A 10,544-nucleotide genomic window follows, 5' to 3' on the forward strand; every position below is an offset into this window, starting at 1 on the left:
GTCCTTCCTCCTCTGATGGGGAAACCGTTGCGGCCTTAACGTTTCCGCGAAGGTGGGGCTGCATCCGCGACGCCGGAACCTTCCAGCAGCACGGCGACGCGCTCCGCCAGCTGCTCTGCCGTCACGGGCTTGCGCAGCAGGGAGAAGGTGCCGCTCAACGCCCCGCCCAGCGCCAGCTCCGCCGCATGGGTCGCGAAGCCGGTCAGCAGGATGGCGGGCAGGCGCGGGCGCCGGCGCTGCGCCGCGCGAACCAAGCTCACCCCGTCCATTCCGGGCATGGACAGGTCCGACACCAGCAGGTCCACCGCCTCGCCCGCGTCCAGCAAGGCCAGGGCAGAGGGGCCATCCGCCGCCTGCCGCACCGCGTAGCCGGCCTCGGCCAGCTGTTCCGCGGTCACGCCACGCACCACCGCGTCGTCGTCCACCAGCATCAGCCGCGCGCGCACCCCGTCGCGCGGCGCCTCGGCCGGGGCGACGGAAGGAGGCTCCCCGCTCGCCTCGGCCTCCGCGAGGGGCAGCCAGAGATGGACGGCGGTGCCGCGTCCCGAAGCGCTCTCGATGCCCAGGGCGCCACCGGACTGCTCGGCGAAGCCGCGCACGATGGCGAGGCCGAGCCCCGTGCCCTGGCCCGGCGGCTTGGTGGTGAAGAAGGGCTCCGTCGCGCGGGCGACGATCTCCGGCGACATGCCGGTGCCGGTGTCGGACACGGAAAGCCGCACATAGGACCCGGCCCGCAGCGTCACCGGCCGCCCTGGCGCCCCGTCCTCGCGCGGGGAGTCCGTGGCGGCGGAAAGGGTCAGCCGCCCCTGCCCGTCCATCGCGTCGCGCGCATTGGTGGCGAGGTTCACCAGCACGGTTTCCAGCTGCCCCTTGTCGGCCAGCAGCGGCGGCAGCCCCTCCGGCGCCTCGACGCGCAGCTCGATCCCGGTGCCCAGCGTGTGGCGCAGGATCTCCGCCATGTCGGCCAGCAGCGGCGCGGCCTCCACCGGCTCGGCGCGCAGGTCGCCGCGCCGCGCGAAGGCCAGGAGGCGGCGCGTGATGGAGGCGCCGCGCTCCGCCGCCTCCACCACCATGCGCGCCAGGCGGTGCACCGAGGCCGCCTCGCCCGGCCGGCGCTCGATCAGCCCGGCGCCGCCCTGCACGGCCTGGAGGACGTTGTTGAAGTCGTGCGCGATGCCGCCGGCCAGCTGGCCCAGCGCCTCCATGCGCTGCGCCTGGGCGAGCCGGGCCTGGGTGGCCTGGAGGTCGCGGGTGCGGCCCTGGATCAGCGTCTCCAGCTCCGCGCGCGACCGGGCCAGCACCTCGCGCGCCTCCACGATCTCCTGGATGTCGGTGCAGGTGCCGAACCAGCGCAGGATCTCGCCCGTATCGTCGCGCACCGGCAGGGCGCGCCCCAGCATCCAGCGATAGCTGCCATCGGTGGCGCGCAGCCGGTACTCCACCTCGTAGGGCTCGCCCGTGTCGAGCGAGCGGCGCCAGCGCGCCCAGGCCTGCGGCTGGTCCTCGGGATGGAAGACGGGCGCCCACCCCATGCCGTGGACCTGCTCCGGCGTGGTGCCGGTGTATTCGTACCAGCGGCGATTGTAGAAATCGTGGAACCCGTCGGCGCGGGTGGACCAGACGATCTGCGGCATGGCGTCGGTGATGGCGCGGAACCGCGCCTCGCTTTCGCGAAGCTGCGCGGTGCGCTGCGCCACCCGCCCTTCCAGCGCGGCATTGGCCTCCTCCAGCCGCATCCTCGCGCGCGCGACGGTCCAAAGGAAGGCGGCCAGCAGGGTCGAAATGCCGAGGGCGACCAAGCCAGACAGCAGGGTGAAGCGGCGCCAGGGGCGCAGCGCCTCCTCCGCCGCCATGCTGCTCGTCACCACCACGTCCCAGCCCGGCAGGCGGCGCCAGGAGGCGATGCGCTGGTTGTGGTCGACCGGCGAAACGATGCCGAGCCCGCCGCCCTGCGGCGCCTCGCCCCACAGCGCGGCCAGCCCCGCCTCCATCCGCTCATCGGGCGCGGGCACCATGGGTGCCCAGGACCGGGCGATGAAGGCGCCATCGGCCCGCAGCATCGCCACCCGCTGGGACGGCAGGACCGCGACAGTGCGGCCCCAGTACGCCACGAGCCCGCTCAGGTCCACGGTGATCACGATGATGCCGTCGAAACGGTCCTCGCCGCGGCGGCGCGACAGGCTGAAGAAGGGCAGGCCGTCGGCCATGCTTGTCATCGCCCGCTCGATGTGGGTATGGCCCCGCGGGGCGTCCCGCGCGCCGGTGAAGTAGCCGCGCTCGGCCCGGGACAGGTCATCCAGCTGCCCGGCGCGGCTGCCGAGGCAGATCGTCCCGTCCGCGTTGATGATCCAGGCCGCCTCGGTCTGCGCCGCCTGATGCGCGGCGGTGCGAAGGAAGGCGCGCATGGAGGGATCGAAGCGCAGCTCCGGGCAGGCGCGCTCACCCGCGACCTGATCCACCAGCTCCAGCACGGTGGACTGGCTTTCCAGCAGGCGCAGCGCCTGTTCCGCCAGGATGGCGGTGGCGCGGCCCATCTCCGCCTCGGCGCTCGCCAGGGCGCGGGAACGCCCTTCCAGCGCGACCCACGCCCAGAGGGCGAGGGGCAGCAGCGCGACGAGCGCGAGCGCGGCCAGCGAGAGGCGGAGCCCGCGTCGCGGTGGCTGTGCAGCGTCGGCGCGAATGGGGTCCAGGGGCGGCCTCCGGCGGAAGGGCGGCGCGGCGCGCGCCATCCTCCATCGCAGAGCGTGCGGGGCGAGGCAAGCGTTGCGCGACGCCCCTTCCGAAAGGGGACAGGGTGCCACATATTGGGGCCGCGGCGGCCGATTCCGGTGGCCTGGGAGGGACACGAGGGTGCAGCCCCACGCCCAAGCATCGCGGCGCCCCGCGTGAACGAGTTGGCCCGCACCCCTGACGCGGCGCGGGTGGCCGATGGGACGCAGCGCCTCGCGGTGCTGGAGGAGGCGCTTGCCCTGGGCGGCCTCGCCACCTGGCGCCTCGACCCCGGGACCGGCGCCGCCTCCTGGGATGCGCGGATGCACGCGCTGCACGGCCTGCCCGAGGCGCCGCTGGTCCTGCGCGCCCAGTGGTGCGCCCTGCTGCATCCCGAGGACAAGGACCGGGTCGAGCGCGAGTTCGACGCGGCGCTGGGAGGCGCGACCGAGTTCCACATCGAGTACCGGCTGCGCGCCGAGGAGGGGATGGAGCCGCGCTGGGTGCGCCTCGTCGGCCGGGCGGAGGGGTCGGGACCCGCCGTGACGCCCTGGCGCGGCATCGCGCTGGACGTCACGCCGCGCCGCCAGGTGCAGGAAGCGCTGGCGGCGAGCGAGTCGCGGCTGCGGCGCGTGCAGCGCATCGGCCGCGTCGGCGGGTTCGAGATCGACCTCGCGACGGGCGCCAATCTCCGCTCGCCCGAATACATGGTGCTGCAAGGCCATCCGGCCGCCGCGCGCACGGAGCAGCATCGGGACTGGGTCGCGCGCCTCCATCCGGAGGATCGCGAGCGTGCCGAGCGCCACTTCCTGGAGGCGGTGCGCGACTTCGCGCCCACGACCCACTACGAGCAGGAATACCGCATCCTGACGCCCGAGGGGGAGGAGCGCTGGATCTACGCCCGCGCCGAGATCGAGCGCGATGCCGCGGGGCGGGCGCTGCGGATGCGCGGCGCCCATCTCGACATCACCGAGCTTCGCGCGGCGCGCGAGGCGCTGGCGCACAGCGAGGCGCGGTTCCGTGCCCTGGCCGAGGCCCGCGCCACCGAACTTGCCCAGGCGCGGGAGGAGGCGCGGCGCGCCGAGCGCCTGGCCGCGCTGGGGCAGCTGACCGGCGGCGTGGCGCACGACTTCGTCAACTGGCTCCAGGTCATCATGAGCGGCGTGTCGCTGCTGGAGCGCGAGACGCTGGACGAGCGCGGACGCCAGATGGTCCTGTCCGGCATGACGGAGGCGGCGCGCGCGGCGCAGGATGTGTGCGGCAGGCTGCTCGCCTTCGCGCGGCGCGGGACCCGGACCCCCGAGGGCTTCGACCTCAATGCCCGCATCGCCGCCATGGGCGCGCTGCTGGAACGCTCGCTCGGCGCGCATATCGAGCTGGTGCTCGACCTCGACCCCGCCCTGCCCCATGCCTTCGCCGATCCCGGCCCGCTGGAGGCGGCGGTGCTGAACCTCGTCGTCAATGCGCGCGACGCCATGCCGAAGGGCGGGCGCCTCACCTTGCGGACCTTCGGCCGCGCGGCGGAAAGGGGACGGCAGGTCTGCCTCGCCGTCGGCGACACCGGCACCGGCATGGCGCCGGCAGTGGCGTCTCGCGCCTTCGAGCCCTTCTTCAGCACCAAGGGGGAGGGCAAGGGCACCGGGCTCGGCCTCGCGCAGGTCTTCGGCTTCGCGCAGGACTCGGGAGGCGAGGCGGCGATCGATACGCAGCCGGGTCGCGGAACGACCGTCACCCTGGCCCTGCCCGCCGCCTGAAGCGCGGCGAAAAGCGGCTTCGCGGCGCCGAAGCTTCCTTGCCATGCCCCGGCGCGCCATCTATGGGCGCTGTCGCGAAACGCTTCAGGAGACACGCGCATGGCCGCCCCCGCGAGGACCGACGACCACCGCCCGCCTTCGATGCTGCGCGCCTTCCTGGACAATTCCGCCTCAGGCGGACTGGTCCTCATGGGCGCCGCGGCGCTCGCGCTCGTCGTCGCGAACTCGCCGCTCTCGGAGGCATATTTCGGCGCGATCCACGCCTATCTCGGCCCGCTCAGCGTCCAGCACTGGATCAACGACGCGCTGATGGCGGTGTTCTTCCTGCTCGTCGGCCTCGAGATCAAGCGCGAGGTGCTGGACGGCCAGCTCGCGACCTGGAGCCGCCGCGTCCTGCCCGGCGTGGCGGCGGCGGGCGGCATGGCCGTGCCGGCGGTGATCTTCCTCCTCTTCAACTGGAACGACCCCGTGGCCTCGCGCGGCTGGGCCATCCCGGCCGCGACCGACATCGCCTTCGCCCTCGGCGTGCTGGCGCTGCTGGGCGACCGGGTGCCGGTGTCGCTCAAGATCTTCCTCACCGCGCTGGCCATCATCGACGACCTGGGCGCGGTGGTGATCATCGCCCTGTTCTACACGAGCGACCTGTCCACGCTGGACCTGGCGCTGGCCGCCGCGGTCACGGCCGTGCTGTTCGGCATGGGGCGCGCGGGGGTGCGGAACCTGTGGCCCTTCATGATCCTGGGCGCGATCCTGTGGTTCTTCGTGCTGCGCTCCGGCGTCCATGCCACCATCGCGGGCGTCGTGCTGGCCTTCACCATCCCGATCCGCCCCAACCCGGCGCACCCGGACGACATGCACGGCTCGCCGCTGCATCGGCTGGAGCATGCGCTGCACCCCTGGGTGACCTTCGCCATCATCCCAATCTTCGGCTTCGCCAATGCGGGCGTGTCCTTCGCGGGCATGACCGTCGACGCGCTGACCGACCACCTGACGCTGGGCGTGGCGCTCGGTCTCGTCCTCGGCAAGCTGATCGGCGTCTATGGCTCCGCCGCGCTGGTGATCCGCCTCGGCTACGCCGACATGCCGATGGGCGCGGGACGGATGCAGATGCTGGGCGTGTCGCTGCTTTGCGGCATCGGCTTCACCATGAGCCTGTTCATCGGGATGCTGGCCTTCGCGGACAACCTCCACATGCAGAACGAGGTGAAAGTCGGCATCCTCTGCGGCTCGCTGCTGGCGGGGCTGATCGGCTGGGCCATCCTGCGCGTCGCCCCGCGCGACGTGCCGACGCCGGACCAGATCCGCGCCGGGGCGCCGGCGAAGGGAACGGCCAGCCGGTAGCCCGCCGGCACCGCGCCACGAAAAAACCCCCGGGACGCGAGTCCCGGGGGTTCGCTTTTCCGGAAGGGTCTCAGCCCTGGCCGGAGAGGCCGCGCTTCGCTTCGGTGGCGGCGGAGCGCAGCGTGTCCTGCGCCGCCTCGCCGACCTTGGACGCCGCGTCGGCGATGATGCGTGGCGCATCCACCAGGCTCTCGCGGTCCAGCTGCTCCATCGCGCCCTCATAGGTCTCGACGATGGTGTCCCGCGCCTCGGCGATCTTGTCCTCGGCGATGTGGCGCACCGTGTCGATACTTTCGCGCGCGGCATCGAAGGCAGCCTCGCGCTTCTCGCCCAGCAGGCGGTTCTCCACCTCGGTCGCCGGCAGCAGCGCGCCGATGCCCGCGCCGATGGCGAGGCCCAGCGCGCCGTACAGGAAGGGCTCGGCCTGGCGGTATTGCCGCGCGGCGCGGTCCGCCACGTCGCTCGCCATGTCACCGACCTGCCCGGTCAGATGCGACACATGCGCGCCGATCCCGCCGCCCGACCCCGAGGAGCCGTAGGAGGAGGAGCCATAGGACGACGAGGACGAGGAGCCCGACGGCATGGCGCTGCTGACCGTGGAAGCGGCCGAGGAAGCGGCGCCCGACACGGCCGAGGCGGCCGAGGACGCCGCCCCGGACACGGCGGAAGCCGCGCGCGACGCGGCGTCCCCCACCGCCGAGGCCACGGCCGAGGGGCCGGAGGCGATGGCGTCGCGCGCATCGTTCATGAAGCGCCGCACCGGCCCGGCGGAGGAGTGCACCGGCTCATGCTGCATGCGGTAGGTGCGGGTGTGGCTCCGGCTTCCGCCCTGCGGCACCGCCCGCGCCGTGCGCTGGGAGTCGTAGTAGTCATCCGCGTCGCGCGAGGAGCGGCCGCCCAGCAGCATCCAGGCGACGCCGACGCCGATCAGCACCACCGGCAGCGGGTTGTCGCGCACCGTGGCGCCGAGGTTGGACACGAACTCCGTCCCGCCGGAGCCGCGGATCCAGTCTGTCGCTTCGCCCATGACTTCATCCATGATCTGGGAGGGGCGCAGCTTCTCGCGCAGCGTGTCCAGCGTCTCGGACACGTTGTTGCGGGTCTGCTCCACTTCGCGCTCCAGCTCGGCTGGGCTCTTGTCGCCGGGGTCGGTGTTGCCGCTCATCGCACCTGCTCCTTGACGACCTGGGCGTCACGCGAAAGCTGCGTCGCCGTGCGGTCTGGGGTGATGTTGAAGGACCGGAGCGTGGCGATGCCGCCGCGCACCACGAGGAAGCCGATCAGCGCCAGCACCGCGGCGACGATCAGGGCGGAGACGGTGGCGGACAGCCCGGCATACTCCACCAGCGCGGCGATCGCCGCCTGGGTGAGGGCGATCAGCGCGCCGATCGCCAGCACCATCCCGGCGCCGAGCGAGATGACGGCGGAGCTGACCTGCCCCGCCTTCTCGCCCAGCTCCGCGCGGGCGAGCTGGACCTCCTTGCGCACCAGCGTGGTGGTCTGGTCCACCAGGTCGCCGAGCAGGTCGGCGACCGAGCGTTCGGTGTTCTCCCTCATAGCGGCGTGCCTGAGTTCTGGTTGGGCACCGGCGAGGTGCCGCCGGACGAGGAGCCGATATTCGGCGTGCTGAGCCCGGAGGACGAGGCGCCGGGTCCGGTGCCGCCGGAAGTGGTGGTCGCCTGCGGCATGGTGCCGGGCTGGCCGCCCGCCGGGTTGGCGCGGTGCGCCACGGCACCCCCCAGCGAGGCCGCCGCCATGGTGGCGGGGCGCGGCGTTTCCTGCACGTCGTGGTCCACCCAGCCCGGCGCCATCTGGGCACGGCGGGGGGCGGGCGGGGCGCTCTTGAGGAAGCGCGCCAGCGCGAAGCCCGCCACGGCGGCGATGGCGAAGAACGCCGTCGGGTTGCGGCGGGCGAAGGCGGAAACGTCGCCCATCAGCTCGCCCATCGAGCGCTCGCGCAGGGCCTGGGCGATGCCCTCGGCCGCGTCGGCGGCACGGTGGATGTGGCGTCCGATCTCCGGCGCGCCCTCGTCGAGGTCGGAGCCGATGCGGTGGATCGCCTGGGCAAAGGCCGAGGCCGCACCGGCGCCACGTTCCTTGCCTTGTTCCACGAAATCCTCGGCCTGCTCGCGCGCCGAGCCGAGGATCTCCTCGCCCTGGGCGCGGGCCTCCTGGGCGAGGCCGACGGCACGGTCCTTCACGTGGCTCGCCGTCTCGGCGGCCTCGTCCTTGGCGCGGTGGGCGAGGTGCTTCGCATCCTCAAGGGCGCCCGTCAGGGTCGCGCGGGGCGTATCGGCGCCACCGGGTCTGTCGCTCATTCTGGCCTCCTGGAGTCGGGAACGAAGAGTCTGCGTGCTGTGCGGGCACAACCATCCAGGGGCGTTTCGGTTGAGGGGGAGGGGAAGGTTGGCCCCTCGCCCCCAAAGACCCCTTAGGGCGCGAGGCGCCGCTCCAGCGCCTCCATCCGCGCCGTGTCGCGCCTTCCCTGCCGCTCCAGCCGCCGCGCGAGGTTGCGAAGCTGCGGGTTCTGCGTCTCGCTTGCCGCCTCGGCCGCCATGGCCGTCCCTTCCTGCTGGTGCGCGATCATCGCGCGCAGGAAATCCACGTCGGGATTGCCGGAGGTGACGATCTCGACGTCGTCGTCATCGTCCTCCTCCACCATCGACCAGCCGTAATAGCGGTCGTGCGGGGGCAGGGTGCAGGCCCCCAGGAGCAGCGCTCCGCCAAGGGCCAGGACCGGACGCATCATGGAACCTCCTTCGCTTCCCACCCGTCATCCTGCAGCGCGGCCAGGAGGGGAGCGGCGTCGGGCGCCTCCACCCGCGCCTCGCGCTGCTCGAGCGACACCTCGACCGCGGCGTCCGGCGCCGCCTCGCGCAACGTGGCGGCGACGCCGCAGGCGCAGCCGTCGCAGGTCATGTTCTCGATGCGGATGCGGATCATGGCGGGATAACCTCCAGGGGGAGGCGAAGGTTTTGCCACGCGGCGGTCAGGCGCGCAGCATCGCCTCCAGGGCCGGGCGGTGCGGCGTTTCCCCGTCCCGCGCCCGCAGCGCCCCCGCGGCCGAGGCGAAGCGCAGCGCCGCCTCCGGCTCCTGCCCCTCGGCCAGCGCCAAGGCCAGCGCGCCGTGGAACACGTCGCCCGCCCCGGTGGTGTTGGTGGCCTGGACGGGAAAGATCGGCATCTCCCGCATCGTCTCCTCGCCCCGGAGCAGCCAGAGGGTCGGTTTCTCGCCCCGCGTCACGGCGGCCAGGATCGTCCGCCCCTCCCCCGCCGCGCGGCGCAGCGCCTCGGCCGGGCGCAGGCCAGGCGCGTAGTTGCCGAGGCCGGGGGCGGAGAACACCGCATGGGTGGCGCGCGGCGCCAGGTCGCGCAGAATGCGCGTCTCGCCCCGCTCCCCGTCCAGGACGGAGGAAAGGCCGCGCTCGCCGGCGGCATCCAGGGCGCGCGCGGCGGCCTCTGGCCAGCGGGGGTCGCAGTGCAGCGCCTGGGCTTCCGCCAGGGCCTCCAGCGGCAGGGAGCCTGGGTCGGTGGGCAGGTTCTCGCCGCGCCAGCCCAGCGTCACCCGCTCGCCGAACCGGTCCACGATGACGGCGGAGACGGGCGAGCGGGCGTCGGGAAAAAGGCGCAGGGCGGAAACATCCACCCCTTCCGCCTCCAGCGCCTCACGCGCCGCCTCGCCATTCGGGTCGTCGCCCAGCCGGCCCCACAGCGCGGCCCGGCCGCCCAGCCGCGCCACGGCGATGGCGGCATTGGCCGCCATGCCGCCGATCATCGCGCGGTAGTCGCCGGCGCGGGCCTTGGCCGGGGCGGTCGGCACCTCGTCCACCCGGAACACGTGGTCGGTGACGGCGCTGCCCAGGCAGATCACGCGCGGCGCCGCCATCCCGTCCGCCTCACTCCTTCGCCGAGCCGGGCTCGGCTTGCTTGCGGTGCTGCTGCGCCAGCACCGCGGCAGGGGTGACGTTGGCCAGGGTGGTCTGCACCTTGTTCATGAAGCCGTGCACCACCTGGCCGTCGCCTTTCTGCATCGCCTTCCAGCCGGTCTCCGCCACGGCGGCCGCGTCGTCCTTCGACCCCGCGCCGACCTTGGTGTCCTCCATGCCCGCGCGCTCGAAGAATTCCGTTTCCGTGGCGCCCGGCATCAGGCAGGTGACGGAGATGCCGTGCTCCTGCACCTCGTTGCGCAGGGCGGCGGAGAAGCTGTCGATGAAGGCCTTGGTGCCGTTGTAGACAGCCTGGAAGGAGCCCGGCAGGTAGCCAGCCACCGAGCCGGTGATGAGGATGCGCCCCGCGCCGGCCTGCCGCATCTCCTGCCCGATCTTCTGGATCAGCATGATGGTGCCGGTGACGTTGGTGTCCACGACGCGCCGCACCTCCTTCCACTCCTGGTCCAGGAAGGCATGGCCCAGCCCGCGCCCGGCATTGGCGCAAAGCACGTCCACCCGCCGGCTGCCCAGCGCCGAATGGAGGCGGAACACACCTTCCTCCGTCGCCAGGTCGGCCTCCACCGCCGTCACCTCGGCGCCCATGCCGCGCAATTCGGTCGCGGCCTCCTCGATGCGCGCCTCGTCGGCACAGATCACGAGGTCGTGTCCCTCCCGCGCCGCGATGCGGGCAAGTTCGAGGCCGATGCCGGTGGACGCGCCCGTGACAAGGGCGAGAGGCTTGCCGCTCATGGCAGTGTTTCCTTGCGAGGGAATGGTTCCCCCCCGCAACGCCCCCTCCCGCGCGGCGTTG

General features: G+C 73.2%; 10 protein-coding genes. 2 read left to right on the top strand and 8 right to left on the bottom strand.

Annotated elements, in window-relative coordinates; genetic code table 11:
• Positions 1-35: 35 nt before the first annotated feature.
• Positions 36-2,729, bottom strand: a complete 2,694-nt coding sequence (locus OF850_RS13590) for a hybrid sensor histidine kinase/response regulator (protein WP_301590753.1) — start codon at positions 2,727-2,729, stop codon at positions 36-38.
• Positions 2,730-2,885: 156 nt separating this feature from the next.
• Between OF850_RS13590 and OF850_RS13595 the strand changes: the two genes are divergently transcribed.
• Both OF850_RS13595 and nhaA read left to right on the top strand, forming a co-directional pair.
• Positions 2,886-4,463 carry a sensor histidine kinase gene (locus OF850_RS13595; protein WP_301590755.1) on the top strand — a complete coding sequence of 526 codons (1,578 nt, stop codon included), beginning with the start codon at positions 2,886-2,888 and terminating at the stop codon, positions 4,461-4,463.
• Between the two features lie 99 nt (positions 4,464-4,562).
• Complete coding sequence (gene nhaA / locus OF850_RS13600; protein WP_301590756.1) at positions 4,563-5,804, top strand: Na+/H+ antiporter NhaA; 1,242 nt, start codon at positions 4,563-4,565, stop codon at positions 5,802-5,804.
• A gap of 70 nt (positions 5,805-5,874) precedes the next feature.
• Here the strand turns inward: nhaA and OF850_RS13605 are convergent, their stop codons facing one another.
• The 7 genes from OF850_RS13605 to OF850_RS13635 form a co-directional block, all read right to left on the bottom strand.
• Positions 5,875-6,969: a DUF3618 domain-containing protein gene (locus OF850_RS13605; protein ID WP_301590757.1), complete on the bottom strand. Its 1,095-nt coding sequence runs from the start codon at positions 6,967-6,969 to the stop codon at positions 5,875-5,877.
• The gene (locus OF850_RS13610) at positions 6,966-7,361 is read right to left on the bottom strand and encodes a phage holin family protein (RefSeq protein WP_301590758.1); all 396 of its coding nucleotides are present in this window, start codon (positions 7,359-7,361) and stop codon (positions 6,966-6,968) included. The genes OF850_RS13605 and OF850_RS13610 overlap by 4 nt, the downstream gene beginning before the upstream one ends.
• Positions 7,358-8,122 (bottom strand): hypothetical protein, encoded by a 765-nt coding sequence (locus OF850_RS13615; RefSeq protein ID WP_301590759.1) that lies wholly within the window; start codon positions 8,120-8,122, stop codon positions 7,358-7,360. Before OF850_RS13615 ends, OF850_RS13610 begins: the two co-directional genes overlap by 4 nt.
• 113 nt (positions 8,123-8,235) lie before the next feature.
• The gene (locus OF850_RS13620) at positions 8,236-8,553 is read right to left on the bottom strand and encodes a DUF305 domain-containing protein (protein WP_301590760.1); all 318 of its coding nucleotides are present in this window, start codon (positions 8,551-8,553) and stop codon (positions 8,236-8,238) included.
• Positions 8,550-8,747, bottom strand: coding sequence for a heavy-metal-associated domain-containing protein (locus OF850_RS13625; protein ID WP_301590761.1), 198 nt, complete (start codon positions 8,745-8,747; stop codon positions 8,550-8,552). Before OF850_RS13625 ends, OF850_RS13620 begins: the two co-directional genes overlap by 4 nt.
• A 46-nt stretch (positions 8,748-8,793) precedes the next feature.
• Entirely contained in the window at positions 8,794-9,690 is an 897-nt protein-coding gene (locus OF850_RS13630; RefSeq protein ID WP_301590762.1) for a PfkB family carbohydrate kinase, read from the bottom strand.
• A 10-nt stretch (positions 9,691-9,700) separates the two neighbouring features.
• A complete protein-coding gene (locus OF850_RS13635) occupies positions 9,701-10,483 on the bottom strand; it encodes an SDR family NAD(P)-dependent oxidoreductase (protein ID WP_301590763.1) in 783 nt (260 codons plus the stop codon).
• Between the last annotated feature and the right edge of the window lie 61 nt (positions 10,484-10,544).

Origin of the sequence: Sabulicella glaciei (genome assembly GCF_026183895.1) — a bacterium.
Taxonomy (GTDB): domain Bacteria; phylum Pseudomonadota; class Alphaproteobacteria; order Acetobacterales; family Acetobacteraceae; genus Roseococcus; species Roseococcus glaciei.

What these genes read in the sequence shown, in the direction of transcription:
- OF850_RS13605 (WP_301590757.1), bottom strand. Translation starts at nt 6,969, where the DNA reads ATGAGCGGCAACACCGACCCCGGCGACAAGAGCCCAGCCGAGCTGGAG.
- OF850_RS13635 (WP_301590763.1), bottom strand. Translation starts at nt 10,483, where the DNA reads ATGAGCGGCAAGCCTCTCGCCCTTGTCACGGGCGCGTCCACCGGCATC.
- OF850_RS13610 (WP_301590758.1), bottom strand. Translation starts at nt 7,361, where the DNA reads ATGAGGGAGAACACCGAACGCTCGGTCGCCGACCTGCTCGGCGACCTG.
- OF850_RS13625 (WP_301590761.1), bottom strand. Translation starts at nt 8,747, where the DNA reads ATGATCCGCATCCGCATCGAGAACATGACCTGCGACGGCTGCGCCTGC.
- OF850_RS13620 (WP_301590760.1), bottom strand. Translation starts at nt 8,553, where the DNA reads ATGATGCGTCCGGTCCTGGCCCTTGGCGGAGCGCTGCTCCTGGGGGCC.
- OF850_RS13615 (WP_301590759.1), bottom strand. Translation starts at nt 8,122, where the DNA reads ATGAGCGACAGACCCGGTGGCGCCGATACGCCCCGCGCGACCCTGACG.
- OF850_RS13630 (WP_301590762.1), bottom strand. Translation starts at nt 9,690, where the DNA reads ATGGCGGCGCCGCGCGTGATCTGCCTGGGCAGCGCCGTCACCGACCAC.
- nhaA (WP_301590756.1), top strand. Translation starts at nt 4,563, where the DNA reads ATGGCCGCCCCCGCGAGGACCGACGACCACCGCCCGCCTTCGATGCTG.
- OF850_RS13590 (WP_301590753.1), bottom strand. Translation starts at nt 2,729, where the DNA reads ATGGCGCGCGCCGCGCCGCCCTTCCGCCGGAGGCCGCCCCTGGACCCC.